Annotated in this window: 25 protein-coding genes; 15 read left to right on the top strand and 10 right to left on the bottom strand. The window is 74.5% G+C overall.

What is annotated here, in order from left to right; genetic code table 11:
• Positions 1 to 4 precede the first annotated feature (4 nt).
• The 5 genes from CO540_RS01125 to CO540_RS01105 form a co-directional block, all read right to left on the bottom strand.
• Positions 5 to 2,098 (bottom strand): iron ABC transporter permease, encoded by a 2,094-nt coding sequence (locus CO540_RS01125; protein ID WP_172967772.1) that lies wholly within the window; start codon positions 2,096 to 2,098, stop codon positions 5 to 7.
• Positions 2,095 to 3,078, bottom strand: coding sequence for an ABC transporter substrate-binding protein (locus CO540_RS01120; RefSeq protein ID WP_099160533.1), 984 nt, complete (start codon positions 3,076 to 3,078; stop codon positions 2,095 to 2,097). The genes CO540_RS01125 and CO540_RS01120 overlap by 4 nt, the downstream gene beginning before the upstream one ends.
• Positions 3,079 to 3,106: 28 nt before the next feature.
• The gene (locus tag CO540_RS01115) at positions 3,107 to 3,931 is read right to left on the bottom strand and encodes an ABC transporter ATP-binding protein (protein WP_099160532.1); all 825 of its coding nucleotides are present in this window, start codon (positions 3,929 to 3,931) and stop codon (positions 3,107 to 3,109) included.
• Between the two features lie 115 nt (positions 3,932 to 4,046).
• Positions 4,047 to 4,574 (bottom strand): 2'-5' RNA ligase family protein, encoded by a 528-nt coding sequence (locus tag CO540_RS01110; RefSeq protein ID WP_099160531.1) that lies wholly within the window; start codon positions 4,572 to 4,574, stop codon positions 4,047 to 4,049.
• Positions 4,575 to 4,758: 184 nt separating this feature from the next.
• Positions 4,759 to 6,102: a PLP-dependent aminotransferase family protein gene (locus CO540_RS01105; RefSeq protein WP_253866333.1), complete on the bottom strand. Its 1,344-nt coding sequence runs from the start codon at positions 6,100 to 6,102 to the stop codon at positions 4,759 to 4,761.
• 426 nt (positions 6,103 to 6,528) lie between these two features.
• On the opposite strand from CO540_RS01105, the gene CO540_RS01100 reads away from it, so the two are divergent.
• From CO540_RS01100 to CO540_RS01030, 15 genes are all read left to right on the top strand, one after another.
• On the top strand, positions 6,529 to 7,914 hold the full coding sequence (locus CO540_RS01100; RefSeq protein ID WP_253866330.1) for an anthranilate synthase component I family protein: 1,386 nt from the start codon (positions 6,529 to 6,531) through the stop codon (positions 7,912 to 7,914).
• The gene (locus tag CO540_RS01095) at positions 7,911 to 8,495 is read left to right on the top strand and encodes an aminodeoxychorismate/anthranilate synthase component II (RefSeq protein WP_099160528.1); all 585 of its coding nucleotides are present in this window, start codon (positions 7,911 to 7,913) and stop codon (positions 8,493 to 8,495) included. Before CO540_RS01100 ends, CO540_RS01095 begins: the two co-directional genes overlap by 4 nt.
• A 16-nt stretch (positions 8,496 to 8,511) precedes the next feature.
• Positions 8,512 to 9,222 carry an SDR family NAD(P)-dependent oxidoreductase gene (locus CO540_RS01090; protein ID WP_099160527.1) on the top strand — a complete coding sequence of 237 codons (711 nt, stop codon included), beginning with the start codon at positions 8,512 to 8,514 and terminating at the stop codon, positions 9,220 to 9,222.
• 29 nt (positions 9,223 to 9,251) lie between these two features.
• The gene (locus CO540_RS01085; protein ID WP_099160525.1) at positions 9,252 to 10,676 is read left to right on the top strand and encodes a phenylacetate--CoA ligase family protein; all 1,425 of its coding nucleotides are present in this window, start codon (positions 9,252 to 9,254) and stop codon (positions 10,674 to 10,676) included.
• Complete coding sequence (locus CO540_RS01080) at positions 10,660 to 11,307, top strand: prephenate dehydratase (RefSeq protein ID WP_099160523.1); 648 nt, start codon at positions 10,660 to 10,662, stop codon at positions 11,305 to 11,307. The genes CO540_RS01085 and CO540_RS01080 overlap by 17 nt, the downstream gene beginning before the upstream one ends.
• A 27-nt stretch (positions 11,308 to 11,334) precedes the next feature.
• Positions 11,335 to 12,624, top strand: a complete 1,290-nt coding sequence (locus CO540_RS01075; protein ID WP_253866328.1) for an amidohydrolase family protein — start codon at positions 11,335 to 11,337, stop codon at positions 12,622 to 12,624.
• Entirely contained in the window at positions 12,624 to 13,865 is a 1,242-nt protein-coding gene (locus tag CO540_RS01070; RefSeq protein ID WP_099160519.1) for an MFS transporter, read from the top strand. The genes CO540_RS01075 and CO540_RS01070 overlap by 1 nt, the downstream gene beginning before the upstream one ends.
• Positions 13,866 to 13,971: 106 nt before the next feature.
• Positions 13,972 to 14,760, top strand: coding sequence for a B3/4 domain-containing protein (locus tag CO540_RS01065; RefSeq protein WP_099164523.1), 789 nt, complete (start codon positions 13,972 to 13,974; stop codon positions 14,758 to 14,760).
• Positions 14,757 to 15,992 (top strand): ATP-grasp domain-containing protein, encoded by a 1,236-nt coding sequence (locus CO540_RS01060; RefSeq protein ID WP_099160517.1) that lies wholly within the window; start codon positions 14,757 to 14,759, stop codon positions 15,990 to 15,992. Before CO540_RS01065 ends, CO540_RS01060 begins: the two co-directional genes overlap by 4 nt.
• Complete coding sequence (locus CO540_RS01055) at positions 15,983 to 17,206, top strand: MFS transporter (RefSeq protein WP_099160515.1); 1,224 nt, start codon at positions 15,983 to 15,985, stop codon at positions 17,204 to 17,206. Before CO540_RS01060 ends, CO540_RS01055 begins: the two co-directional genes overlap by 10 nt.
• Before the next feature lie 28 nt (positions 17,207 to 17,234).
• Positions 17,235 to 18,539 (top strand): TrpB-like pyridoxal phosphate-dependent enzyme, encoded by a 1,305-nt coding sequence (locus CO540_RS01050; RefSeq protein WP_099160513.1) that lies wholly within the window; start codon positions 17,235 to 17,237, stop codon positions 18,537 to 18,539.
• Positions 18,540 to 18,596: 57 nt separating this feature from the next.
• Positions 18,597 to 19,301, top strand: coding sequence for a flavodoxin family protein (locus CO540_RS01045; RefSeq protein ID WP_253866326.1), 705 nt, complete (start codon positions 18,597 to 18,599; stop codon positions 19,299 to 19,301).
• Positions 19,291 to 19,638 carry a cupin domain-containing protein gene (locus tag CO540_RS01040; protein WP_099160508.1) on the top strand — a complete coding sequence of 116 codons (348 nt, stop codon included), beginning with the start codon at positions 19,291 to 19,293 and terminating at the stop codon, positions 19,636 to 19,638. The genes CO540_RS01045 and CO540_RS01040 overlap by 11 nt, the downstream gene beginning before the upstream one ends.
• On the top strand, positions 19,635 to 20,003 hold the full coding sequence (locus tag CO540_RS01035) for a chorismate mutase (RefSeq protein WP_253866324.1): 369 nt from the start codon (positions 19,635 to 19,637) through the stop codon (positions 20,001 to 20,003). The genes CO540_RS01040 and CO540_RS01035 overlap by 4 nt, the downstream gene beginning before the upstream one ends.
• On the top strand, positions 20,000 to 21,463 hold the full coding sequence (locus CO540_RS01030; RefSeq protein ID WP_099160506.1) for a UbiD family decarboxylase: 1,464 nt from the start codon (positions 20,000 to 20,002) through the stop codon (positions 21,461 to 21,463). Before CO540_RS01035 ends, CO540_RS01030 begins: the two co-directional genes overlap by 4 nt.
• Here the strand turns inward: CO540_RS01030 and CO540_RS01025 are convergent.
• From CO540_RS01025 to CO540_RS01005, 5 genes are all read right to left on the bottom strand, one after another.
• Positions 21,408 to 22,916: a PLP-dependent aminotransferase family protein gene (locus CO540_RS01025; RefSeq protein ID WP_099160504.1), complete on the bottom strand. Its 1,509-nt coding sequence runs from the start codon at positions 22,914 to 22,916 to the stop codon at positions 21,408 to 21,410. The two genes, CO540_RS01030 and CO540_RS01025, sit on opposite strands and share 56 nt — an antisense overlap.
• Before the next feature lie 167 nt (positions 22,917 to 23,083).
• On the bottom strand, positions 23,084 to 23,554 hold the full coding sequence (locus CO540_RS01020; protein ID WP_099160502.1) for a hemerythrin domain-containing protein: 471 nt from the start codon (positions 23,552 to 23,554) through the stop codon (positions 23,084 to 23,086).
• Between the two features lie 169 nt (positions 23,555 to 23,723).
• Complete coding sequence (locus tag CO540_RS01015; protein ID WP_256386026.1) at positions 23,724 to 24,677, bottom strand: TerC family protein; 954 nt, start codon at positions 24,675 to 24,677, stop codon at positions 23,724 to 23,726.
• Positions 24,678 to 24,967: 290 nt separating this feature from the next.
• A complete protein-coding gene (locus CO540_RS01010) occupies positions 24,968 to 25,660 on the bottom strand; it encodes an ABC transporter ATP-binding protein (RefSeq protein ID WP_099160500.1) in 693 nt (230 codons plus the stop codon).
• Positions 25,657 to 26,670, bottom strand: a complete 1,014-nt coding sequence (locus CO540_RS01005; protein WP_253866322.1) for an ABC transporter permease — start codon at positions 26,668 to 26,670, stop codon at positions 25,657 to 25,659. Before CO540_RS01005 ends, CO540_RS01010 begins: the two co-directional genes overlap by 4 nt.
• Positions 26,671 to 26,717 lie beyond the last annotated feature (47 nt).

The raw sequence follows: 26,717 nt of genomic DNA, 5'->3' as shown, positions 1-26,717 counted from the left end.
GTGCTCAACGGGCGGCGCGGGAGCGCCACAGCAGCCAGACGAAGTAGGGGGTGCCGACCAGCGCGGTGACCAGGCCGGCGGGGATCTGCGCGGGCGCGATGACGGTGCGGCCGAGCGTGTCGGCGAGGCTGACCAGCGTCGCGCCGAGCAGCACCGCCACCGGCAGCACGCGGGTGTGCCGGCCGCCGACCAGTGCCCGGGCGGCGTGCGGCGCGACCAGGCCGACGAAGCCGATCACGCCGACCGCCGACACGGCGGTGGCGGTGAGCAGCGCGGCCAGGCCGAGCGCGACCAGCCGGGCGCGCTCCAGCCGGACGCCGAGCACCCGGGGCGTGTCGTCGTCCAGCGCGAGCAGGTCGAGTTCGCGGCGGATCCCGGCCACCACCGGGACGGCGACCAGCAGCGCGACCGCCACCGGCAGCACCTGCGGCGCGGTGCGCCCGTAGGTGGAGCCGGACAGCCAGGTCAGCGCCTTGCCGGTGTTCCACGGGTCGGAGGACACCACGATGAACGTGATCACCGCGGCGCCGCCCTGCCAGACCGCGAAGCCGATCAGCACCAGCCGGTCGGAGTCGAGGCCGCGGTGCCGGGCCAGCCCGTAGACCAGCGCGAACGCGGCGACCGCGCCGAGACCGGCGGCACCGGAGAGCGCGGCCACCCCGGCCGTCGGGGCGAACGTCAGCAGCGACACCGCGCCGATGCCGGCCCCGCCGGTGATGCCGAGGATGCCCGGCTCGGCCAACGGGTTGCGGCACACCGCCTGCACGGTGGTGCCGGCCAGCGCGAGCGCGGCGCCGGCCAGCAGCGCCGCCGCGACGCGCGGCCACCGGGCGTCCAGCACGAAGGTGTACGCCGGCCCGGTGCGGCCCCGCACCCAGTTGACGATGTCGCCGAGCAGCACCCCGGTGTCCCCGGCCAGCATGCCCACCACCAGGGCCGTGCCGGCCGCCACCGCGCAGACGGTGACGACGGCGACGTGGAAGGCACGGGAGCGCACGGCCGCGTGGCCGCCCGGAGGTTGCCGGGTGGGGCCGGCGTCGCGGTGCCGGCGGGCCAGCCAGACCAGCAGCACCGCGCCGAAGAGCGTGGTGACCACGCCGGTCGGCACGTCGACGCCGGCCTGCCCGCCGAGCACGGCCCGCAGCAGCACGTCGGAGCCGAGCACCACGGCCACGCCGACCATGCCGGACAGCGGCAGCAGCACCCGGTGCCGGTGCACCTCGGGCACCCACCGGCCGAGCAGCCGGACGATCACCGGCGCGCCGAGCCCGACGAACCCGATCGGCCCGGCCAGGGTGACCGCGGCGGCGGAGAGCAGGACGGCGAGCAGCACCACGGTGAGCCGGGTCCGGCGCACGTCGAGCCCGAGCACGGTGGCGGTGTCGTCGCCGAGGGCGAGCAGGTCCAGCCGGCGGCCGAGCGCCACGAGCACCAGCGCGGCGCCGCCGACCACCGGGGCGAGCTGGGTGAACGCGACCAGGTCGCCCTGCACGAGGGAGCCGTTGCCCCAGGCGAACAAACCGATGGTGGCCTGCTCGAAGAGCAGCAGGAGCAGCATGGTGAGCGAGGCGAGGGCCATCGCGGTGGCCGAGCCGGCGAGGATCAGCCGGGTGGTCGCGGACCGGCCGCCGGCGGACAGCAGCATCACCAGGCCGGCGGCGGCGAGGCCACCGCAGAACGCGAGCCCGCCGGCGGGCAGCGCCGGAAGGGTGATCCCGAACGCTGCGGTGGCGACGATCGCCAGGTGCGCGCCGGCGTTGACGGCGAGCGTGTCGGGTGAGGCGAGCGGGTTGCGGGTGGTCGACTGCAACGCCGCGCCGGCGAAGCCCAGCGCGACGCCGACGGCCAGGCCGGTGAGCAGGCGGGGCAGCCGGGAGGCGACCAGCACCCGGGCGGTCTCGTCGTCGGCGCCGGTGAGCAGCCGGAGCAGGTCGGCCGCCCCCACCGAGGAGGTGCCCTGGGTGAGGTGCACGGCGGTGACGGCGACGAGCAGCGCGGCGGCGAGCAGGAACGCGCCGGCGACCCGGCGGCGGGCGGGCGGTGGCCCGAGCGGGGCCGGCCGGGTGGCCGGCCCCGGCGGGGCGATCGTCTGGCTCAAGCCGTGTAGACCGTGACGAGCTGGTCGACGTACTGCTTGGCGGAGAGCGGGCCGCCGAAGGTCCAGATGCCGTCGGGCATCTTGTGCAGCTTGTTCTGCTGCACGAACGGCAGCGAGCGCCAGATCGCGTTGCCGGCCAGCCCGTCGGCGAAGACGTCCTGCCCGTCCGAGGCGTTGTAGAAGAAGTGCAGGTCCTGGCCCTTGAGGACGGTCAGTCCCTCGACGTCGGTCTGGCCCAGGCCCCACATCGCGTCGGTCTTACCGGTCCAGGCGTTCTTCAGGCCGAGCTGGATGCCGAGCTGGGAGACGAGCGCTCCCTGGCCGAACATCCGGATGGAGACGGTGCTGCCCTCCTTCCAGCCGTCGGCGAAGGCGAACTGCCGGCCGGCCGCGCCGGCGTCGGCGATCTTCTTGCGGCCGTCGGCGAGGGCGGCGTCGAAGTCGGCGAGCAGCTTCTCGGCCTGGGCGGTACGGCCGGTGGCGGTGGCGATCATGGTGAGGTCGGCGCGCATCCGGCCGATGTTGTCGGTCGCGTCGCTGCCCTCGGTGACCAGCACCGGCACGTACTTCTCCAACTGGGTGACGATCGCGGAGCCGCGCTCGGCCTCCATCACCACCAGGTCGGGCTGGAGCGCGACGACCGCGTCGACGCTCGGCTCACCCCGGGTGCCGACGTCCTTGACGCTCGCGTCGAGCGGGGCGGCGGTGACCCAGGTGGCGTACCCCTTGGGGTCGGCCACGCCGACCGGCATCACGCCGAGGCCGACCAGCATCTCGACCTCACCCCACTCCAGGCCGACGACCTTGGTGGCCGGGCCCTTCAGGGTGACGGTCTTGCCCCGGCTGTCGGTGACGGTGACCGGGCCGGTGGCGGCGTCGGAGGTGGACGGGGCGGCGGCGGGCGTCTCGGTGGTGCCGCAGCCGGTGATCAGCAGCGCGGTCGCGGTGGCGGCCAGCAGGGTCAGGCGGGTACGCAACATCTGTTTCTCTTCTGTGGCAGGAACGGGTTCAGGCGGTGGCGCGGCGGGTGTGCCGGCCGACGGGACGGGTGGAGAGCAGGCCGGTGGCCGGGTCGACGGTCACCTCGACGCGGATGCCGTACGCCTCGGTGAGCGCCGCCTCGGTGAGCACCTCGCGCGGGGCGCCGCTGCCGCGGACCCGGCCGGAGTGCAGGAGCACGACGTGGTCGGCGACGGCGGCGGCCTGGTTGAGGTCGTGCAGCACCACGCCGACGGCGACGTCGGCGGTGTCGGCGAGGTCGCGCACCAGGTCGAGGATCTCCACCTGGTAGCGCAGGTCGAGGAACGTGGTCGGCTCGTCCAGCAGCAGGACCGAGGTGTCCTGGGCCAGGCAGGTGGCCAGCCAGACGCGTTGCAGCTCGCCGCCGGACAGCTCGTCGACCGGTCGGGCGGCCATCGCCTCGACGCCGGTGACCGCCATGGCGCGCTCGACCGCCGCCGGGCCGTCCGGGTCGCCGGCCCGCCACCGCCCGCGGTACGGGTGCCGGCCGTAGCCGACCACGTCCCGGACGGTGACCCCGCTCGGGGTGGGGCGGCTCTGCGCCAGCAGCGTGACCCGGCGGGCGAAGTCCCGGGGGGACAGCGCCCGGGCCGGGGTGCCGTCGGTGAGCACGACCTCGCCGTGCTCCAGCGGGTGCAGGCGGGCCAGCCCGCGCAGCAGCGTGGACTTGCCGCTGCCGTTCGGACCGACGAGCGCGGTCACGGCGGCCGGCCGCAGCGCGATGGCGGCGTCGTGCACCACCGTGGCGCCGTGGTAGCCCAGCCGCAACCGGCTGCCCGACAGGCCGTCGGCCCGGACCGTTCTGCTCGTCACAAAGGTTAGGCTAACCTAACCCGCGATCGGGTTGTCAAGCCGGTCCCCCGTTCCCACCTCGGTGAACGCGGCGCGACGATAGGCCGTTCGTGGTGGCGGACTCCTCAGCGCGGCGCTATGCCGTGCCGAGCCGGAACTCGCGCAGCGGGTGCCAGGAGTCGGGTGCCGGCGCCCCGGCGATGAGCTGGACCGCGTCGACGGTGGCGCGGATGGGCAGGTGACCGGCGACAGCCTCGGCGGCTTCGGCAAGGACGTGCTTCGGGGCGTCATGGCCGATGGTCAGGTGCGGTACGACGTCGGCATGGGCCCCGGCATACGGCGGAGCCTCGGGGAACCGCTGCCACACGGCCGCGGTGAGGCGGCGCAACCCGTCATCCGGCTGCGGCGAGAGCCAGACCACGGTGTCTCCGAACCACTTGACCTCCGGGAACGAGATGTCGAACCGCGGTGTGGCTTCGAAGATCCGGCCCAGGGTGGCGAGCACGTCGTCGGTGATCCGGTCCGGGGTCAGGAACGGGTAGAGCACGGTCACATGAGCGGGCACTCCCCAGCCGGCCGCGCGGTCCAGGGCGGATCGAAAGTGTCCCACGGCCCGCTCGGTCTCGGGCACGGCGACGATCAGCGCGGTCTCGGTCGGTTCCATCGCCACAGTCTCTGACCGTCGCTCCCGCCAGTCCACCGGGATTCATGACAGCAGAGCTGCGAGGCGGTTCATCCGCCCACCCCGCGCCCCGCGGGCGATCAAGGAGTTTGCGTCGGTCGGGACGCCGACCCGAGACGCGAACTCCTTGGTCAACGCCGACGGCGGGGGCGGCGGGGAGGGCGGGTCAGGGGGTCAGGTCGCGGTAGGCGGTGGCCAGGCCGGCCAGGCCGCGGCCGAGGTCGGAGCCGCGCACACCGGTATAGCCGAGCACCAGCGCGGGCGGGCGGTCGTCGTGGCGCAGGGCGTAGAACCGGCCGCCGCGGACCAGCACGGACCGGCGGCGGGCGGCCTCCACCATCGACTCCTCGGCGCACCACCGGGGCAGCACCAGGTAGGTCTGCAGGCCGCCGTCGCCACTGAGCGGTGACGCGCCGGGCAGGTGGCGGGCGACGTGCTGGTGCACCGCCTGGCGACGGCGCTGGAACTCGGCCCGTAGCCGGCGCAGGTGCCGGTCGAACGCGCCGGTGTCGACCAGCCGGGCGAACGCGAGCTGGTCCAGCCCGGAGCAGCCGATGTCCCAGCCGGCGCGGACGCGCTCGATCGAGGCGGCCAGCCCGGGCGGGGCGGCCAGCCAACCGAGCCGCAGCGCGGGGGCGAGGACCTTGCTGGCGCTGCCCGCGTAGACCACCCGGTCCGGGGCGAGGCTCTGCAGCGCGGGCATGCGCTGCGCCGGGGCCACGAACGCGGCGTCGAAGTCGTCCTCGACCACGTAGCCGTCGACCGCGCGGGCCCAGGCGAGCAGGTGCTCGCGGCGCTGCGGGCTGAGCGCCGCCCCGGTCGGGAACTGACTGGCCGGGGTGGTCAGCACCGCCCGGACGCCGGTGGCGGCGAGGTCGTCGACGCGGATGCCGTGCCGGTCCACCGGCACGGCCACCGGGCGCAGCCCGGCGTCGGCGATGAACGCCCACTCCCCCGGGTGGCCCGGGTCCTCCACGCCCACCGCGTCGTGCCCCTGGTCGCGCAGCACCCGGCAGAGCAGGGCGAGTCCCTGGGCGAACCCGGAGGTGACCATGAGGTGTTCGGGCCGGACGCGCACGCCGCGGACCCGGCCGAGGTAGCCGGCGAGCGTGCGGCGCACCGGCGGCAGGCCGGACGGCGGGGCGTAGCCCAGCTCGCGGGGACCGGCGGCGCGGACCACCGCGCTGACGCTGCGGATCCAGTCCTGGCGCGGGAACGCGGAGACGTCGGTGCCGCCGGCGCGCAGGTCCCACACCTCGGGCGCGGGCGTCTCGTCGCTGGTGAGCGCGGAGCCGACCTCGGCGGGCGCGGCGTCCGCGACGGAGGTGCCGGAGCCGCGCTGGGAGGTCAGGTATCCCTCGGCGCAGAGCTGCTCGTACGCCTCGACGACCACGGTACGGGACACGCCGAGGTCCTTGGCGAGCTGCCGGCTGGACGGAACCCGGGTGCCGGGGCGCAGCGCGCCCTGGTCGATCTGCCGGCGCAAAGCGTTGCGGAGCTGCGCCGCCAATGTTTCGCGCGTATCACTTTCCATTGACAGACTCAGATGCCACACCGAGTGGTCCCCTCCCGGTCAGCCGAAGTGGTATGGACAGCGGGATCCGCACTTGGCGAAAGTGTTTCCCGGGCCCGCAACCGTTTCCCCCGCAGGGGGCGGGGGTGGTCGCGCGCCCTTTCCAACGGGGGAAGTCCGATCTGTCACGAACGCCACCCTGCCCGGCAGGCGTTGCGGGGAGCGGGCTGCTCAGAGGGGGGTTCCACAGTGTCCTCATTGTCGACCACGGTGAGCGCACAAACCGCGCATCACCGAACAATGGCGGAGAGACGTACGCCACCATCGGACACCATTCCGATTTCCGTGACCTCTATCACACTGCCGTCCGTCGATCCGTTATCCCTTTACACCGTCTTGACGGAAAAGCACACCCCGGAGGACGTGTACCTCTTCGAAAGCCTCGACGGCCCGGCGCGCGACCGGCAGGCGGCGGCCGTGGGCTGGGGCCGACTCGCCGAACTGCGGTTCCTGGCCGACCGGTGCGAGCTGACCGCCACCGGCCCGCTCGGCGGCGCGTTGCGCGCGGTGGTCACCGCGGCCCTCGGCCCGCCCGTGCCGCGCGACGCCACGACGTACACCTGGGTCGTGCCCGGCCCGGCGCGGCTGTGGGCCGTGGTCCGCGCCGTGCAGCGGGCGTTCGCGGTCTCCACGTCGGTGCCGACCGACCGCTTCGCCTTCGGTTTCCTGACCACGCTGGCCTACGAGGCGGCCCGCGACATGGACGAACTCTCCCTCGACCGGACGGTCGACGACCTCCCCCGGTGCGCGCTGACGCTGTTCCGGCACACCGTCTGGTGGGACCTGCGCGCCGGCACCGTCGACCAGCTCTCCGCCGCCGGCCCGCACCTGCCGCCGGAGGACACACCGCCGGTGGCGCGACTGCTCGCCGGGCGGCCCGACCGGAACCCGGAGGTGCCGGCCGCGCCGGCGCCGGCCCGGGTCCGCGACAACCTCGACGAGGAGACGTTCGCCCGGCGGGTACGGCAGTGCCTGCGGCACATCGAGGTGGGCGACAGCTACCAGATCCAGATCGGCCACCGCATCGAGGTGGAGACCGACCTCACCCCGGCGCAGGTCTACCGGCGGCTGCGGCACCGCAACCCGTCGCCGTACATGTACCTGGCGCCCTGGGCCGGGCGGACCGTGATCGGGGCCAGCCCGGAGCTGTTCCTGCGCATCGACGGCGACCGGCTGTCGATGCGTCCGATCGCCGGCACCGCCGCGCGCGCGGCCGACCCGGAGACCGACCGTCGCCGGGTCGACGAGCTGCTCGCCAGCGAGAAGGAGCGGGCCGAGCACGTGATGCTGGTCGACCTGTGCCGCAACGACATCGGCCGGGTCTGCGAGCCGGGCACGCTGTCGGTCGACGCGATGCTCGACGTCGAGCCGTTCGCCTACGTGCACCACCTGGTCTCCACCGTCTCCGGCCGACTCGACGACGGCGCGGACGTGTGGGCGGCCGTCTGCGCCGCGTTCCCGGCCGGCACCATGACCGGCGCGCCCAAGCTACGGGCCATGGAGATCATCGACGGGCTGGAGGACGAGCCCCGGGGCATCTACGCCGGAGCGATCGGGCTGGTCGACGTGCGCGGGTTCGCGGTGCTGGCGCTCTGCATCCGCACCGCCGTGCACGACGGGCACCGCTACCACACCCAGGCCTCCGCCGGCGTCGTCGCCGACTCCACGCCGGCCGCCGAGTGGCGGGAGACGCTGGCCAAGATGAGCGCCGCCTACTGGGCGCTGACCGGCGAGGAGCTGCTGCCGTGAAGGTCCTGCTCGTCGACGCGTACGACAGCTTCACCCACATCATCGACCAGTACCTGCGGACGCTCGGCGCGGCGACCGTGGTGGTCCGGTCCCGTTCCCGCACCCACGAGCAGCTCGTCGCGCTGCGCCCGGACGCGGTGGTCCTCGGCCCCGGCCCGGGCCATCCGGCCGACTCCGGGCACGTCGAGCTGGTGCACACGTTCGCCGGCCGGGTGCCGCTGCTCGGCGTCTGCCTCGGCCACCAGGCGATCGGCCTGGCCTACGGCGGCACGGTCGCGGTGGCCCGGCATCTCATGCACGGCAAGACCAGCGAGGTCACGCACGACGGCCGGGGTGTGTTCGCCGGGGCGCCGGCGCCGCTGACCGTCACCCGCTACCACTCGCTGATCGTCGCCGACCCGGCGCCGCCGGCGCTGGAGGTCACCGCGCGCGCCGCCGACGACGGCTACGTGATGGGGGTGCGCCACCGCACCCTGGCCGTCGAGGGGGTGCAGTTCCACCCGGAGAGCGTGATGACCCAGGACGGGCTGCGGCTGTTCGACACCTTCCTGCGCGGCGCGCCGGCGCCGGTCGCGGGCTGAGCGGCGGAGGACCGTGATGACCGACTCCCCGACCCCGCTCGCCGTGGTCACCGGCGGCGCCGGCGGCATCGGCCGGGCCGTCACCGCCGCGCTGACCCGCGCCGGGCACCGGGTGGTCAGCGTCGACCGCGAACCGGCAGCCGACCCGTCGGCGTACGCGACGGTGGTCGCCGACCTGGCCGTGCCGGAGCGGGTGGAGCGGGTCGTCGCCGACGTGCGCGACCGCCACGGCCTGCCCGACGTGCTGGTCAACAACGCCGGCGTCTACCTGGCCCGCGACTTCCTCGACTACGACGCGAAGACGTACGCCGAGGTGCTCGACGTCAACCTCGGCGCGACGTTCTTCGGCACCCTGGCGTACGCGCGGGCGCTGGTCGCCGCCGGCCGCCCCGGCACGGTGGTGAACGTCGCGTCGATCAGCGGCCGGTCCGGCAGCCCGGACGCCGCGTACGGCGCCTCCAAGGGCGCGGTGATCGCGCTGACCCGCAGCCTCGGCCGGGCGCTCGCCGCGCACCGGATCCGGGTCAACGCGGTGGCGCCAGGGCTGGTCGAGACACCGATGGCCGACCGCGTCCCGGCCGACCGCCGCGACGACTACCGGGCCCGGATCCCGGCCGGCCGCTTCGGCACGCCGGACGAGATCGCCGCGGCCGTCGCCTGGCTGGCCGACCCGGCCAGCAGCTACGTGACGGCCGCCGTGCTGGACGTCGACGGCGGCCTGCACTGACCCGCGCCACACCCGAAAGGACCCCGACCATGTGGCTCCCGACCACCGGCCCGGCGGCCGGCTTCGCCGCCGACTACCTGACCCTGCACCGCGCCTTCTTCGACCGCACGCTCACCGCCGAGCAGCTCGACTCCTGGCGGCGCCGGCAACTGCGGCGGGTGCTCGACCAGGTCGCCACCGGCTCGCCGTTCTACGCCCGGCACCTGGCCGGCATCGACCTGGCCGCGGTCACGCCGGCCACCCTCGACACGTTGCCGTTCACCACGAAGGCGCACCTGCGCGAGGAGATGCTGGACGTGCTCAGCCGGCCGCTGGCCGAGGCCGTCTTCTTCTACGAGACCACCGGCACGACCGGGCCCGCCACCCCGTGCCCCCGCGACGGCCGGGAGGTGGTGGCCAGCAACGCCCACGTCACCGAGTCCTGGGCGTCGATCTTCCGGCACCACTTCGGCGACCACGCGCCCCGGGTGGGGCTGATGGGCCCGACCGAGGTGCACTCGTTCGGCGACACGCTCGGCGACGTCGCCCGCAACGTCGGCGCGATGAACGCCAAGATCTGGCCGTACTCGCCGGTGATCGGCTTCGCCAAGGCGCTGCAACTGATGAAGGACCTGGCCCTGGAGGTGATCTGCTGCACGCCCGGGGTGGCGCTGACGCTGGCCAAGGCCGCCGAGCACCACGGCTACCGGCTGCGCGAGGACTTCGGGGTCAAGCTGCTGTTCGTCACCGGGGAGATGTGCACGCCGGCGCTGGCACACAACCTGGAGTCGGTCTGGGGCGCGGACGTCTACAACATCCTCTACGGGTCGCAGGAGGCGTTCGTCATCGCCACCGCCTGCCGCAACAAGCGGATGCACCTGTCCCAGACCAACTACCTGATCGAGGTGGTCGATCCGGAGACCGGCGCGTCGCACGGCCCGCGCGGCAGCGGCGAGCTGACCGTCACCATGCTCGTCGACGGGGTGAAGCCGCTGATCCGCTACCGCACCGGCGACGCGGTGGTGGTCGGCGCGTCGGACTGCGACTGCGAGCTGCCCGGCGACCTGGTGCAGATCGTCGGCCGGACGCTGGACCGGATCGAGCTGGGTGGCCGGCGGCGCACCGCCGGCCAGATCGAGAGCGCGGTGCTCACCGGCGTCACCGGCTCGGCCGGCTACCAGGTGGTGATCGACCACGACCCGGCCACCGGCGGCGATCGCCTGACGATCCGGCTGGAACTGCTCAAGGACCTGGTCGACGATCCGGCCCGGGTGGCCGCCGGGGTGCGGGAGCGCGCCGCCGACGCGCTCGGCGTGCCGGTCGAGGTGGAGCTGAGCGACGGGTTGGACCCGATCGTCAGCACCGGCGCGTTCGTGAGCTGGAAGGCGGCCCGGATCGTGGACCGGCGGGTCGCCGACGACCACGAGACCCGGGTGGCGCAGCGGATGGCGGGCAGGCGTGGCTACGACACCTGACACCGCCGCCGCCGGGCCGGTCCCCGCGTTGCCCGGGCCGCTCGCCGGGGCGTACGGGCGGCGGTGGCGGACGGTGGTGGACCGCTGGGCGCGCCACCCCGGCACGGCGGTGGCGACGCTCGGTCCGCCCGGCACGTCCAGCCACCTGACCGCCGCGTTCCTCGCCGAGCGGCACGCGCTGCGGATCGAGCTGTGCGACACGTTCGACGCGGTGCTCGGCGCGCTGGTAAACCGGCGGGTCGACCAGGCGCTGGTACCCAGCGCCTACCAGGGCGCGACCCGCTTCCACTGGCACCGGGACCTGCGGCTGGACGCGTACTTCGCGCAGGCCACCCCGGAGTACGGCATCGCCGCCCGCGCGGACGGCGCGCCCGACGGCGCCGGCGAGGTGACGGTGGCCGCGCTCTGGGAGGTCCGGCGGATCTTCGGCGACCTGGCGCCGCCCGCGCTGGCGGACCGCCCGGTGCGGTGGGTCGACGCGGACTCCACCCAGCACGCCGCCGAACTGCTCGCCGCCGGCGACGCCGACCTCGCCGTGACCAACGCCCCGGGGGTACGCCGGCACGCGCTGCGCTGGGTGGTCCGCCGCCCCGGCGCGGAGATCGTCTGGCTGCTCTTCGGCCACCGCTGAACCCCTTCGAGAATCGGAGTGACCACCGTGTCCCGACGAACGTTGCTGCACCGCGCCACCGTCCAGGAGGGACTGGGCGTGGCGTCCCGCCCGCACCACAGCGTGCTGCTCGACGGCGAGCGGATCGTCGCGGTGCTGCCCGAGGCGCAGGCGCCGCTGCACGACCCGGATGTGGACGTGCTCGACCTGGACGGCCGGACGGTGATGCCGGGCATGACGCTCGGCCACACCCACATCGCCTACCTGAACGTGCTCGACGGCCGGGAGACGCTGTTCAAGTACACCGTCCCGGAGGTGACGCTCGGCGCGGCGGCGAACGCGGCGGCGATGCTCCGGCTGGGCTACACCGCGTTCGTCGGCGCCGGCTCGGTGGCCGGCATCGACATGGCGCTGCGCCGGGCGATCGAGTCCGGCCGGCTGCCCGGCCCGCGGATCACCCCGTGCAGCCGGGACCTGATGGTGTCCGGCCCGCCGGAGCGGCGGAACCCGGCGGTCAAGCAGCGGATCCCGACCGACCTGATGCGACTGGCCGACACCCCGGAGGAACTGGTCGACTACGTCAACGCCGAGGTCGACCAGGGCGCGGAGATCATCAAGGTGTTCTCCACCGGGGACGACACGTTCCCCAACGGGCGCTCGCACGAGCTGCTCTTCACCGCCGAGGAGCTGGTGGTCGCGGCCCGCGCGGCGCACGAGCGCGGGGTGCGGATCCGGGCGCACTCGCGCGGGCTGGGCGGCATCCGCAACGCCATCGCCGCCGGGGTGGACGTCATCGACCACGCCACGTACGCCGACGACGCGGCGCTGGAGGCGATCGCCGAGCGCGGCATCTTCGTGGTGCCGAGCCTGCACCAGCCGCACCGGTTGCTCACCACCGGCACCGCGCACGGCAAGACGCCGGAATACCTGGAGACGCTGGAGTTCGAGGCCGAGGTGGAGAACACGCTGCGGATCCTGCCGCTGATGGTCCAGATGGGCATCCCGATCGTGGCCGGCGACGACTTCGGCTTCGCCTGGACGCCGCACGGCCGCTACGCCGAGGAACTGGAGACCTACGTGAGCATGGCCGGCATCCCGGCGCCCACGGTGCTCACCTGGGCCACCGCCAACGGCGCGCGGCTGGCCGGGCGGGGCGACGAGGCCGGCACGGTGCAGCCGGGCCGGCTGGCCGACCTGGTGGTCACCGACGGCGACCCGGCGCAGGACATCACCGTGCTGGGCCGGCCGGAGGCGATCGAACTGGTGCTGCTGGGCGGTGCGGTGGTCGCCGGGGACGCCGCCGCGTACCGGGACCGGCAGCCGGCGGGGGTGGCCTGATGCGGCGGGTCGTCCCGGTGGTCCCGCTGCTGGCGGTCGGCGCGTTCGCCATCGGCACGGACACGTTCGTGGTCGCCGGGGTGCTGCCCGAGGTGGCCCGGGACCTGGACGTCAGCGTCGCCTCGGCCGGCTGGGTGAGCACCGTGTTCGCGCTGGCGTACGCGGTCGCCGCGCCGGTGCTCGGCGCGGTCACCGGCCGCTGGGAGCGCCGTACCGTGCTGCTGCTCTCGCTGGCCGGGTTCACAGTGGGCAACGTCGCGTCGGCGCTCGCCCCCGACCTGCCGCTGCTGCTCGGCGCGCGGGTGCTGACCGCGGTGAGCGCGGCGCTGTACGTGCCCGCCGCGTCCGCCTCGGCCGCCGCGCTGGCCGCGCCGGAGCGGCGTGGCCGGGCCATGGCGGTGGTGCTCGGCGGTCTGTCCGCGGCCACCGTGGCGGGCGTTCCGTTCGGCACCTGGCTCGCCGCCGACCTGCGCTGGCAGGCCACGTTCTGGCTGCTCGCCGCGCTCGGCGCCGGCTGCGCGGCGGCGGTGTCGGTCGGGCTGCCGGCGATGCGGCTGCCGGCCGGCCCCGGGCTGGCCGCCCGGCTCGCGCCGCTGCGCCAGGGCCGGGTCGGCGCGGCGGTGCTCACCACCGCGCTGTTCATGACCGGGGGCTACCTGGCGCTGACCTACGTCGGGGCGTTGCTCGCCCCGGCCACCGACGGCGACGGGACACTGCTGGCGGTGCTGCTGCTGGTCTTCGGCGTGCCGGGGGTCGTCGGCACGGTGCTCGGCGGGCGGGCCACCGACCGGTGGGGCGCCCGGCCGGTCCTGCTGGCCTCGGTGGCCGGGCTGGCGCTGGTGCTGGCCACGCTGCCGCTGACCCGGCAGGCGCTGCTGCCGGCCACGCTGGCCATGGCGGCGTGGGGGCTCAGCGCGATGGCGACCCAGCCGGCCCAGCAGCACCGGCTCTTCACGGTCGCGCCGGGCTCCGGGCCGCTGCTGCTGTCGCTCAACTCGTCGGCCACGTTCCTCGGCATCGCGCTGGGCGGCTTCCTCGGCAACCGGGTGCTGCGGCACGGCGGCGAGCACGCCGTCGACCTGCTCGGTCCGGTCGGCGCGGCGCTGTGCGTGCTGGCGCTGGGCGCCGCGCTGCTCGGCGCGCGTCCGGGCCGCGCCGGGGACGACCGGGAACCGCCCGTTCAGGGCGGAACCGGACGTGAGCCGGGCCGGCCCGCGCCGAGGGCCGCCGTGCGCCGGTGAGCGCCCCGATTGGCCTCACCGGATCCGCCGGGATTGGCCACAACCGGTGGCTGGTCCGCTCCGTACGGTCGGGGCGACCGTGTGAACCGAACCGACGAGGATGACGATGACCCAGCTCGACGACGGCGCCGACCGGTTGGCCGTCCGCATCGACGACCGGGTGCTGAGCAGCGTGCCGGACTACGTCCTCGGCCTGATCGCCGTGCCGGCGGTCGAGGTCGGGCCGGCCTCCCCGGCCGTGGCGGCGCTGCTGGCCGCCGCCGAGGACGCGCTGCACCGGGCCGACCTGGACAAGGCCGGGGTGGCGGAGCTGCCGGGCGTCGCCGCGTGGCGGGCCGCGTACCGGGCGGTGGGGGTGAACCCGAACCGGTTCCCGTGCGCCGCCGAGTCGATCGCCCGCCGGGTGGCCCGGGGCGACCGGCTGCCCCGGATCAACGCGCTCGTCGACCTCTGCAACGCGGTCTCGCTGGACACCGCGCTGCCGGTGGCCTCGTGCGCGGTCGACGGCATCGCCGAGCTGTTCGTCCGGCCGGCCGACGGCGCCGAGACCTACCTGCCGCTGGGCGCGCCGGACGCGCCGGAGCGACCCGAGCCGGGTGAGATCGTCTACGCCGACGGGGACGGGCGAGCGCACTCCCGGCGCTGGAACTGGCGCCAGGGCCACCTGGTCCGCACCGACCTGGGCCGCCGCCGGCTGCTGCTCACCGTCGAGGCGGCCCACCCGGGCGGCCGGGCGGAGGTGGAGGCGGCGCTGGCCCGCCTCGACGACGCGCTCGGCGAGCTGACCGGCTCGCCCCGGCCCCGGGCGGTGCTGGACCGGGACGGCCGGGACGCGGTGTTCGCCCTCGACGCCCCGCTCAGCCCGGCCGGCGGCACCACGGGGAGCCGGTCGTGAACCGGGCGGTCCTGGTCGTCTACCGGCCCGCCGCCGGGCGCTACCTCGCCCAGTTCCGCGCCGTGGTCGCCGCCGCCGCCGACCTGGGCGTGGACACGCTGGTGCTGCTGCCGGCCGACCAGCCGGCCCCGGAGGCCGCCGGCCTGCCCTGTCACCGGGCCGACCTGGACGACCCGGAGGCCGTCCGCGCGGCGGTCGCGGGGATCGTGGCCGCGCGTCCGGTCGAGCGGATCTTCCCGCTGTTCGAGGGCGACGTGCTCACCGCGGCGCGGTGCCGGCGCGACCACGGCATCCCGGGCCTGGACCCGGAGCAGGCGCTGACGTTCCGGGACAAGAACGTGATGCACCGCCGCGCCACCGAGCTGGGCGTGCCGGTGGCCCGGTCCTGCCGGCCCGACACCGTCGGGGCGGTCGCCGAGTTCGCCGCCGAGGTGGGCTGGCCCGTGGTGGTCAAGCCGTACGCGGGCTGGGCCTGCGGCGACACCCACCGGGTCGACTCGGCCGACGACCTGGCCCGGGTCTGGCCGCTGGTCGCCGACGCGCGGCACGACTACCGGGTGGAGGAGTACGTGCGCGGCGCGGAGTTCCACGTCGACTCGCTGCTGCGCGACGGCGAGGTGGTCTTCGAGCAGCTGTCCCGCTACACCTACTCGGTGCTGGAGTTCCGCGACGAGCCGGGCGGCACCGTCTCCCGCAAGCACGACCTCGCCCCGGCCGAGCGGCGCATCCTGGCCGCCAACGCGGAGATCCTGCGCGGCTTCGGCATGCGTACCGGGGTCGCGCACGTCGAGTTCTTCCTCCGCGACGACGACGAGGTGGTCTTCGGCGAGGCGGCCGCCCGGGCCGGCGGTGGCTCGATCGTCCCGGCGATCGAGGCCGGGCGCGGCATCAACCTGGCCGGCGAGTGGTGCCGGCTGGAACTGGACCCGACGCACGTGCCGGCCACCGTGCTGGGCCCGGAGACCGGCACGGAATATCTCTGCTCCGATCGGTACGGCCGGATCACCGCGATCACCACCGCCGAGGAGCTGCGGGCGCTGGACTCGGTGCTCGACGCGGACGTGTGGAAGAGCGTCGGCGACGTGCTCGCCCCGCCCACCGCCTCCAACGACGTCCTGGGCTGGTACGTCTGCGAGGGCCGGGACTTCGACGACGTGCGGGCCCGGTTCAAGACCATCCGGGACGCGTTCGAGGTACGCACCGAGCCGGCCGGGGAGTCGCCATGTGGCTGAGCCGGTTCCGCGCCCTGCCGCGCCCGCTGCGGATGCTGGTGCTGGCGTCGTTCATCAACCGCGCCGGCATGTTCGTCTTCCCGCTGCTCGCGGTCTACCTGGTGCGCAGCCGGGAGCTGAGCACCGGCGAGGCCGGGGTGCTGATCTCGGTGGGCAGCACCGGCCTGCTCGCCGGAAGCCTGCTCAGCGGCCCGGTCTGCGCCCGCGCCGGCCGGCGCGCCGCGCTGGTGTCCAGTCTGCTGCTCAACGCGGTCGGCTACCTCGGCCTGGCGGTGCTGGACGGTCCGCCCTGGACGTACGCGGCGCTGCTGTTCGTGGCGCTGGTCGGGATGGGCATGTTCGCGCCGGCGGCCAACACGCTGATCGCCGACCTCGCCGAGCCGGAGCAGCGGCCGTTCGCCTACACCGTCAGCTACATCGCCAACAACCTCGGCATGGGCGTCGGGCCGCTGCTGGGCGGTCTGGCCGCGGCCTACTCGTACGGGCTGATGTTCGCCGGCAACATCGCGCTCGGGCTGCTCGCCGCGCTCACCATCCGGCTGTTCGTGCCGGCCGACACCGGTCGGGACGCGGCGACGGTGCCCGCGCCGACCGGCGCGCGGCGGGCCGAGCTGCGGCGGGACCTGGACGTGGCGGTGCTGGTGGTGGTGTCGTTCTGCTACGTCGCGCCGCTGATCGGCCTGGAGTACACGCTGCCGCTCGCGGTCACCGAGGTGCTGGCGTCGTCGGTGGCGGTGGTCGGCGCGGTCTACACCGTCAACAGCGTGGTCGTGGTGGGCGCCGGCCTGCTGATCGAGAAGCGGATCAAGGCGTACCCGACGCGGACGCTGCTGATCGTCGCCGGCCTGCTGTGGTCGGCGGGGATGGCGGTGCTGGTGTTCGCGTTCTCGCTGCCGGCCGTGCTGCTGTCCACCGTGGTCTGGACGCTCGGCGAGATCATCGCGTCGGTGGTGGTGCCCACCTACATCGCCGACCACGTGGAGCCCCGCCGCGTCAGCGGGTTCATGGCGCTCAACGGCTTCGTGCTCAGCTCCGCCCGGCTCGTGGTGCCGATGGGGCTGGGCTTCGTCTGGCAGGCCGGCGGGCACCGCCCGGTCCTGCTCCTGCTCCTGCTGACCCCGGTGGTCGGCGTGGTCGCGTTCGCAGTGCTGCGGGTGCGACCCCGGGCCCGGCCCGTGCCGGAACCCGCCGCGCCGGCCACCGCCCGTCCGTGATCCACCCGACCCCTCACCGGAAGAGGCCATGACCACGACGAAGTTCGTCCTCCCCGAGAGCGACATCCCCACGACCTGGTACAACGTGGTCCCCGACCTGCCCAAGGGACTGCCCCCGATGCTGCATCCCGGCACTCGGGAGCCGATCACCCCGGCCGACCTGGCGCCGCTGTTCGCCTCCGAGCTGATCGCCCAGGAGTTCGCCACCGACCGGGACGTGGACATCCCCGGCCCGGTGCTCGACATCTACCGGCAGTGGCGGCCCAGCCCGCTGATCCGCGCCCGCCGACTGGAGCGCGACCTGGACACCCCGGCCCGGATCTACTTCAAGTACGAGGGGGTCAGCCCGGCCGGCAGCCACAAGCCGAACACGGCCGTGCCGCAGGCGTACTACAGCAAGCTCGACGGCGTGCGGCGGCTGACCACGGAGACCGGCGCGGGCCAGTGGGGCAGCTCGCTGTCGATGGCGTGCGCCTACTTCGACCTCGAGTGCGACGTCTTCATGGTCCGGGTCAGCTATGACCAGAAGCCCTACCGGCGGGGCCTGATGGAGACGTTCGGCGCCACGGTCACCGCCAGCCCGAGCGACCGCACCGAGGCCGGCCGGGCGGTGCTCGCCGCCGACCCGGACGCCACCGGCAGCCTCGGCCTGGCCATCTCCGAGGCGGTGGAGGCGGCGATGGGCAGCGGCGGCTCGGCCCGCTACGCGCTCGGCTCGGTGCTCAACCTGGTGCTGATGCACCAGACGATCATCGGCCAGGAGGCGTTGCTCCAGCTCGAACTGGCCGACGACTACCCGGACGTGGTGGTCGGGGCGGCCGGCGGCGGCTCCAACTTCGCCGGGCTGGCGCTGCCGTTCCTGCGCCGGCAGTTCGAGGGCGGCCGGACGGTCCGCTTCCTGGCCGCCGAGCCGTCCTCCTGCCCGTCGTTGACCGAGGGCAGCTACGACTACGACTTCGGCGACACCGCCGGGCTCACCCCGCTGGCCAAGATGCACACGCTGGGCCACGACTTCCGCCCGCCGGCCATCCACGCGGGTGGGCTGCGCTACCACGGCATGGCGCCGATCGTGAGCGCGCTGCGCGAGGTGGACCTGATCGAGGCGCGGGCGGTGCCGCAGACCGCCTGCTTCGAGGCGGGCGTGCGGTTCGCCCGCAGCGAGGGGATCGTGCCGGCGCCGGAGTCCAGCCACGCCGTCCGGGTGGCCATCGACGAGGCGCTGCGTTGCCGGGAGACCGGCGAGGAGAAGGCGATCCTGTTCTCGCTGTCCGGTCACGGCCACTTCGACATGCAGGCCTACATCGACTACTTCGCCGGAAAGCTGACGGACTGAACCCGGCCGGGACGCGGCGCGGTGCGGCGCCGCGTCCCGGTCGACGAGCCCTCGGGGGTGCGATTGCCCAGCGAAGCAGCCACCATCCTGGCCATCAACGGATCCGAACGGGCCGGCGGCAACACCGACCTCGCGGTCGCGCACGCCGGGCGTCTGATCGCCGAGCGCGGCGCGGTCCTGCGCACCGTGCGGCTGCGCGAGCACCGGATCTCGCCATGCAGCCCGTGCGGCGACTGCAACAGCCGTACGCTGCCCTGCCAGCTGGACGACGACGTCCCGGCGCTGGTGGAGCAGATGGTCAGCGCCGACGGGCTGATCTATGCCGCGCCGGTGCACGGGTTCGGCCTGGCCCACCTGATGCAGATCTTCATCGAGCGGGCCGGCGTCGGCTACCTGCGTTTCACCCGCCCGCTGGCGGACAAGGTGGGCGGCATCATCGTCACCGGACGCCGTTACAGCGACTCGTCCGTGCACAACCAGATCGTCAACAACCTGCTGCTCAACCGCATGATCCTGGTGGGCAGCGGCTTCCCCGTCCTGCTGCGCAACACCACGGGCACGCCCGGGCTGACCGATCCCGAGGGCGTCGACGCGCTGGAGCGGATGGTGCACCGGATGGTCGACATGGTGCAGCTGCTCCAGCAGCACCGGCGGTCCACCGGCGGCCCGGTCCTGCCCCGGCGGGACCGCAACGAACGCGTGCCGCGGCAGCGCCGCGCCGAATCCGTCCCGAACAGAGGAGACACCGAGAATGTCCACTGAGCAGGCGACCGTGCCGGTCGGCATCGACTTCCCGGCGACCGAGTGGGAGAGGTGGGACAAGCCCGGCGCGGAAGGGCGCGTCAAGATCGCGTACGTCGGGGGGCAGCGGCTGCGGCTGCTGGAGCTGCCGGCCGGTTTCGACGAGCACCACTGGTGCCTGCGCGGCCACACCGGCTACGTGCTGCGGGGCGAGTTCACCATCCACTTCCGGGACCGCTCGGTGCCCTGCCGCCCCGGCATGGGCTTCGTCATCCCCGACGACGAGGAGCACCGCTCGCAGGGCAGCGACGACGAGCCGACCGTCGTGTTCGTGATCGACCGGGTCCCGCAGCCGTGACCGACCCGTACGACGCGGGGGCGTCGGCCGGCCTGCCGCCGGTCGACGCCGTCGACGGTCCCGCCCGGATCGCCGAGCTGCGGGCCGCCGTGGACCGGCTCGACCAGCGGATCGTCGAGCTGCTGGCGGTCCGTACCCGGGTGGTCCGGGAGTTGACCGTGCACAAGTCGGACGAGGCGGCGGTCCGGTCGCCGGACCGGGTCCGGCAGGTCCTGGACCGGGTCCGGGAGCTGGCCGACCGGCACGCAATGCCGCCGGAGGTCGCGGTGGCCACCTATCGTGCGCTGATCGAGGAGCTGACCCGGATGCAACTGGAGATGCTGGCGGCCCGGCGGGCCGCCCCGGCCCCGACGGACCGGCGATGACCGGGCTGCGCGCGCCGGTGGACCTGCGGCACGCGCTGGCCACGCTCGACCCGCTGCCGGGCGAGCTGGTGCGGGTGGCCGAGGAGCTGCCCGCCCGCTACGGCGTCTCGGCGCACTACGCCCGCTGGGCCGGCGCGCCCGCCGCCCCGCCCACCGGCCCCGGCCCGGCCGTGCTCTTCGACCGGGTACGCCCCGACCACGGCCCCACCCGGGCCGTGCTGATGGGGCTCTACGGCACCCGCCGGCGGGCCGCCGGCCTGCTCGGCGTCACCCCGACCGAGCTGCCGCACCGGCTGCTCGACGCGGTGGCCGCACCCCGCCCGCCGGTGCCCGCGCCCGACCCGGCGCGGTGGCCCCGCCGACGCCTGCCGACGGACCTCACCGCGCTGCCGGTGCCGGTGCTCACCGACGAGGACGCCGGTCCCTACCTGACGCTCGGCGCGGTGCTCGCCACCGACCCGGACACCGGCGTCCGCAACCTGTCCGTGCACCGGATGTGCGTGCAGGGCCCGGACACGCTGACCATCTGGATGGTGCCGGGTCGGGATCTCGAACTGGCCCACCGGGCAGCCCTGCGCCGGGGTGTCCCGCTGCCGGTGGCGATCCACCTCGGACTGGGCCCGGCGGTGCTGCTCTCCTCCTGCTGCCCGACCTCGCTGGTGCCGCCGGAGGTCGACGAGCTGGCGGTCGCCGGGGCGCTCGGCGGGCGGCCGGTCGAGCTGCTGCCGTGCGCCACCGTGGACGCCGAGTTCGTCGCGCACGCCGAGTACGTGATCGAGGGCGAGCTGCTGGCCGAGCAGGCGCCGGAGAGCCGGCACGGCGCCGTCGCCACCCCGGAGTTCCTCGGCTACCAGGGCCGGGCGCACCCGTCGCTGCCGCTGATCCGGGTCACCGCGATCACCGCCCGGGAGAGCCCGATCCTGCAGGCCGTCTCCGGCCCCGGCCACGAGCAGTCGGTGCTGCTCGGCTTCGGGATGGAGGCCGCCGTGCTGGACCTGCTGCGCCGCCGGGGCACACCGGCGCGGGCCGCGCACTGCCACACCGCCGGCGGCGGTCAGCTCATGGTGGTGCTCCAGTGGCCGGCCAAGCGCGACCCGGCCGACGACGCGGCGGTCCGGGCCGCCGGGGAGGCGGTGCTGGACGCGTTCCGGATGGCCAAGCTGGTGCTCTGCGTCGACGAGGACGTCGACGTCGAGTCCGACCAGGACCTGTGGTGGGCGATGGTGACCCGCTTCCAGGCCGACCAGGACCTGCGGGTGCTGCCGGACCGGGAGGGCTTCCCGCTGGATCCGAGCCAGCACACCGGCTACTCCCGCTCGCTGTCGGCCGACGGGCGGACCGCGAAGGCGGTCTTCGACTGCACCGTGCCGTACGCCCAGCGCGACCGGTTCCGCCGGCCCCGGTTCACCGAGCCGTCGCGTCCCGCACCGCGGCGGCCAGCAGCGCCACTCCCTCGGTGATCCGGGCGGTGGGCAGCGCCGCGTACCCGATCAGGAACGTCGGCTCGGACGGCGGCTGGGTGACGAAGTAGCCGGAGGCCGGATAGACCCGTACGCCGCGCACCGCGGCGGCGCGCACGATCGCCGTCTCGTCGGCGCCGGGCGCGCCGCCGAGCGTGACCAGCACGTGCAGCCCGGCGGCCGCGCCGGAGACGCGGACGCCGGCGCCGAAGTGTTCGTAGAGCGCCTCCAGCAGCCGGGCCCGGCGCTGCCGGTAGAGCCGGTCCATCCGGCCGATGTGCCGGGCGTACGCGCCGGAGCCGACGAACTCGGCCAGTGCCTCCTGGGTGAGCGTCGGGGTCAACCGGTCGGTGATCCACTTGATGCCGAGGAACGGCCGGACCAGGTGCGGCGGCAGGACCGCGTAGCCGATGCGCAGTGAGGGGAACAGCGTCTTGCTGAAGCTGCCGACGTAGGCCACGTCGGCGCCCTGCGGGTCGGCGGCCAGCGACGGCAGCCGCTCGGCGGCGAAGCTGAACTCGTTGTGGTAGTCGTCCTCCAGCACCGTGACGCCGTGCTCGCGGGCCCAGCGCAGCAGCGCCCGCCGACGCCGCTCCGACATGACGAACCCGGTCGGGAACTGGTGCGACGGGGTGACGTAGACCAGGCGTACCCGGGCCGGGTCGAGGCCGTGGCCGCGGACCCGGTCGGCGATCTCGTCGACCCGCAGCCCCTCGGCGTCGACCGGGACCGGCACCACGGCCGCCCGGGAGTAGCCGAAGATCTGCCGCAGCACGGTGTGGCTCGGGTCCTCGATCACCACCACGTCGTCGGGGCCGACGAGCTGCCGGACCAGGATGTCCATGGCCTGGGTGGCGCCGCTGGTCACGATCGTGTGCTCGCGGGAGACGTCCAGCGCCCGACTGCGCCGCAGCAACGCGGTGATCTGGTCGCGCAACGCCGGCGAGCCCTCGGCCGGGCCGTAGCCCAGGGCCACCGCGTCGGCCCGGCTCACCGCCTCGGCGAGCGACTGCCGCCACCGGGCCACCGGGAAGCTGGCCAGCGCCGGCGTGCCGTGCCGGAAGTCGTACGCGCCGTCGGGCCGGTGCATGGGCGCCGGCTCCCACGGCCGCCACAGCGGGCTGCCCGCGTCGGTGGGCAGCGGAGGCTCCGGCCGCAGCGGCGCCCGGGCCGGCGGGTCGCGGTGCGGCAGGTCGGGCACCGCGCCGCTGACCCGGGTGCCGGAGCCGCGGCGGGAGGTGAGCACCCCGTTGGCCCGCAGCAGCTCGTACGCGCGGGTCACCACGGTGCGGGAGACACCGAGCTGGTGGGCCAGCTCCCGGCTGGGCGGCACCGGGTCACCGGCGCGCAGTCGGCCGCTGCGCACGGATCCGCTGATCTGGTCGCAGAGCTGCTGCTGCAACGGCACCGAGCTGTCCCGGTCCAGCACGACAAGCAGCTGCGACCCACCCACCCGACCCGCTCCCCCGCCCGTGATCCCCCGCCCCGATCCTAGTGCGCCCATCCCCCTCCACCGGTCGATCATGAAGTTGGCGGCATGATCCGAGAGACTTCGCCGCCACTTTCATGATCGACGGGGTTCAGCGGGGGTTGTTCGCGCACCCGGGCCACGACCTGTCGTCACAGGGGGCCCAGCACGTCGGCCGGGTCGGCGTCCAGCGCCAGCGTCTCCAGCACGGTGAGCAGTCGCCGCTCCTCGTACCGGAAGTGCGACTCCATGATCGCGGCCACTCCCTCCAGGTGCCGGCCCAGCTCCTCCGGCGGGGCGTCCCGGGTCACCGCGGCGCTCAGGCCGGCGAGCAGGTGCCCGATCATCGAGTGGTCCTGCCGCAACTGCTGCAGGGTTTCCCGCAGCTCGGGGTGGTGCCGCGCGATCGCCGGGAACAGCTCCCGGTCCTCGCCCTCGTGGTGCGCGGTCAGCGCGGCACAGAACCCGTGACAGAACAGCAGCAGATCACGCGTCGCCGGTTCCGCCGGCGTGCCGTCGGCCAACGCCTGCCGCGTCACCCGCAGCGCCTCGCGCAGCCGCTCGTGGACGGCGCGCATCTCCTGACTCCAGGCCACCAGCCTGGTCTGCTCACCCTCACCCACGGGGAGAGGGCGAAGGGACGGCGATCATCATCGTCGTGCTCCCTCCGGTCCGGCGCCTCCATGCCTGACACGGCCTGCCACCGACACGCGACGCTGCGCCGAGTCTAGGGCACGACGCGGGCGGCCCGGCCCCCGGCTCGACCGCCGGGGACCGGGCGCGGATCCGTCGTCAGCGACCCTCGTCCGCCCGGGCCGTCGCCGCCGCGGAGGCGCCCCGGGTGGTCACCAGGCTCCATCCGATGGAGACGGCGAGGGTGACCACGATGACGCCGAGGGTCAGCGGGATGGGCAGCTTGCCGACCGGGGTCTCGGAGAGGATCAGCTTCACCCCGGCGAAGGCGAGCAGGAACGCCAGTCCGTAGTGCAGGTGCACGAAACGACGCAGCAGGCCGGCGAGGCAGAAGTAGAGGCTGCGCAGACCGAGCACGGCGAACGCGTTGGCGGTCCAGACGATGAACGTGCTGGTGGTGATCGCCAGGATGGCGGCGACCGAGTCGATCGCGAAGATCAGGTCGGTGGCCTCGACGGCGACGAGCACCACGAACAGCAGCGTCGCGACGCGCCTGCCGTCGAGGCGGGTGAAGAACCTGTCGCCGTGGTAGCGGGCGTCGGTGGGGATGACCCGGCGCACGACGCGGACGACGAGGTTGCGCTCGGGACGCATCTCGGCGTCGTGCCGGAAGGCCATCTTCCAGCCGGTCCAGACGAGGAAGAGGCCGAACACGTAGGCGGTCCAGAAGAACGTCTCGAGCAGCCCGGCGCCGACGAAGATGAACACCAGCCGGAACAGCAGCGCGCCGATGACGCCCCAGAACAGCACCTTGTGCTGGTACGCGGCCGGGACCGCGAAGTAGGTGAAGACCAGCGCGAAGACGAAGACGTTGTCCACCGACAGCGCCTTCTCGATCAGGTAGCCGGCGTAGTAGGCGCCGGCGGCCTCGTCGCCCTGCCACAGCCACAACACGACACCGAACGCCAGGCCGGCGGCGATCCAGACCGCCGACCACACGGCCGCCTCACGGAAGCCGATGACGTGGTTGTCGCGGTGCAGGAACAGGTCGACCGCCAGCATCACGGCGATCGCCGCGGTCAGGGCCAACCAGGCCCACAGGGGTACGGACACGCGCGGCGCTCCCTCCGACCGGGCCGGCTGGTCGCCGGCGAACGGGTCGAAGGTCTCCCCGGACCGCCGCGCGGGCGGCCCGCGCGGCCGGGACCCGTGGTGGGTCCGTCCTGACGACCGCGCGTCCGGTGGCGGGTACTCCCCCTCGAACTACGCTCCATTATTCACGAAGCGCAGTTCGTGTGTCAATCTCCGTCAGTAGCGGTCCCGGGTGCCGAGCAGGGCGTGGTGGACGGCCCGGCGCCACGGCGCCAGCTCCCGGTCCAGCTCGGCCCAACGGCCCTCTACCACTAAGGGAGGCGGTGAACCTCCGGCGCCGGGTGCAGCCGGCCGTCGCGCATCTCGACCGTCCGGTCCGCGGCGGCGAGGTGATCCCGGTCGTGGGTGACCAGGACGGTGGCCGTGCCCCGCTCGCGGGTGAGCCGGGCGATCAGGTCGACGACGGCGGCGCCCCGCTCGTGGTCGAGCGCGCTGGTCGGCTCGTCGACCAGCAGCAGCACCGGGTCGTTCACCAGCGCGCGGGCGATGTTCACCCGTTGGCGCTGACCGCCGGAGAGCTGGTGCGGCCGCCGTCCCGCCTGCGCGCCGAGACCGACCGCGTCGAGCAGGTCGTCCGCCCGCCGCCGGACCCGGGCCGGTGACCGTCCGTTCAACGTGGCCATCACCTGGAGCTGCTCGGCGGCGGTGAGCGAGGGCAGCAGATTGGGTTGCTGGAAGACGATGCCGATCGCGCGTCGGCGCAGAGTGGCGAGCGCGCCCCGGGTCAGGCCGGTGGTGACGACGCCGTCGACGGCGACGCCCCCGGTGTCCGGGGTGACGAGCGTGGCGGCGACCGCCAGCAGGCTCGACTTGCCGGAGCCGGAGGGGCCGACCACGGCGGTGAGGCTTCCCCTCGGCACCGACAGGGTGACGTGGTCGAGGGCGGTGAGCCGGCTGTCCCCGTCCGGATAGGTGAGGGTGACATCGGTCAGGTCGAGGCTCATCGGGCGCTCCCCAGGGCGGTCAGCGGGTCGACGGAGGTGATGCGGCGCACCGACAGGGCGGCCCCGAGCGTGCCGAGCAGCACCATCACCGCCGCCGGGAGCGCGACGGTGGCCGGGGTCAGCACGAACGGCACGTCCGAGCCGGAGAGGGCGGCGCCGAGCCCGGCGGCGACGGCGGTGCCCACGACGGTCCCGCCGACCAGCAGGATCCCGGCCTGGCCGAACGCGTCGACCAGCAGCGCGGTGGTGGAGGCGCCGAGCGCCTTGAGGATCGCGACGTCGCCGCTGCGCTGGATCGTCCAGACCGTGAAGAAGGCGCCGACGACCAGCGCGGAGATGGCGAACAGGAAGCCACGCATGAGTTGCAGCGACCCGTTCTCCGAGCGGTAGGAGCCGATCGCGGTCACCGATTCGTCGGTGCCGACGGTCCGGGTGCCGGCGGCCCGGTCGGCGGCGGCCACGTCCACGTCGGGACCGGTCCGCAACGCGATCACGGTGGCGGTGTCCGCGCCGGCGGCCACGGTGCGCCGCCACGAGTCCAGGCTGGTCCAGACCACCGGGGTGTGACTGAAGGAGGCGTCGCCGCGTACCCCCGCCACCGTCAGCTCCCGTCCGGCCAGGGTGAGGCGGTCACCGGTGCGCAGGCCCAGGTCGGCGGCGGCAGTGGTGGTGAGCACCGCCGTACCGTCGTCGAGGTCGACGCCGGGCGGGCCGAGGCGGGAGCCGGGCCGGACGCCGAAGACGGAGACGGCGGCGCCCCGGCCGCCGGCGGTCACCCGGGTGGTGCTGATGCCGAGCGGCTCGGCGGCGGTCACGCCGGGCGTGGCGGCCCACTGGCGCCACTGCCGTTCGGTGACGGTCGAGTCCCCGTACGACGCCTGCCCGGCGCCGAAGGCGATCCGGTCGGCGGGCAGGCCGGTGATCGCGGACGTGTTCTGCCGGTCCAACCCGGCGGTCAGCCCGGACAGCAGGCCGACCAGCAGCGTGATCAGCACGATGACGGTGCCCATCAGGGCGAAGCGCCCCTTGGCGAATCTCAGGTCTCTCCAGGCGACGA

Source organism: Micromonospora sp. WMMA2032, assembly GCF_002688545.1.
In the GTDB taxonomy this organism is placed as follows: Bacteria; Actinomycetota; Actinomycetes; order Mycobacteriales; family Micromonosporaceae; genus Micromonospora; species Micromonospora sediminicola.
The sequence above is the reverse complement of the archived record's forward strand: the minus strand, read 5'-3'. Positions and strand labels throughout refer to the sequence as shown.

Bases quoted from the DNA above. Each gene is read 5' to 3' on its own strand.
- CO540_RS01070 (WP_099160519.1), top strand. From the start codon at position 12,624: ATGCGGCGGGTCGTCCCGGTGGTCCCGCTGCTGGCGGTCGGCGCGTTC.
- CO540_RS01005 (WP_253866322.1), bottom strand. From the start codon at position 26,670: ATGGGCACCGTCATCGTGCTGATCACGCTGCTGGTCGGCCTGCTGTCC.
- CO540_RS01040 (WP_099160508.1), top strand. From the start codon at position 19,291: ATGTCCACTGAGCAGGCGACCGTGCCGGTCGGCATCGACTTCCCGGCG.
- CO540_RS01055 (WP_099160515.1), top strand. From the start codon at position 15,983: ATGTGGCTGAGCCGGTTCCGCGCCCTGCCGCGCCCGCTGCGGATGCTG.
- CO540_RS01085 (WP_099160525.1), top strand. From the start codon at position 9,252: ATGTGGCTCCCGACCACCGGCCCGGCGGCCGGCTTCGCCGCCGACTAC.
- CO540_RS01090 (WP_099160527.1), top strand. From the start codon at position 8,512: ATGACCGACTCCCCGACCCCGCTCGCCGTGGTCACCGGCGGCGCCGGC.
- CO540_RS01110 (WP_099160531.1), bottom strand. From the start codon at position 4,574: ATGGAACCGACCGAGACCGCGCTGATCGTCGCCGTGCCCGAGACCGAG.
- CO540_RS01120 (WP_099160533.1), bottom strand. From the start codon at position 3,078: ATGTTGCGTACCCGCCTGACCCTGCTGGCCGCCACCGCGACCGCGCTG.
- CO540_RS01050 (WP_099160513.1), top strand. From the start codon at position 17,235: ATGACCACGACGAAGTTCGTCCTCCCCGAGAGCGACATCCCCACGACC.
- CO540_RS01030 (WP_099160506.1), top strand. From the start codon at position 20,000: ATGACCGGGCTGCGCGCGCCGGTGGACCTGCGGCACGCGCTGGCCACG.
- CO540_RS01010 (WP_099160500.1), bottom strand. From the start codon at position 25,660: ATGAGCCTCGACCTGACCGATGTCACCCTCACCTATCCGGACGGGGAC.
- CO540_RS01065 (WP_099164523.1), top strand. From the start codon at position 13,972: ATGACCCAGCTCGACGACGGCGCCGACCGGTTGGCCGTCCGCATCGAC.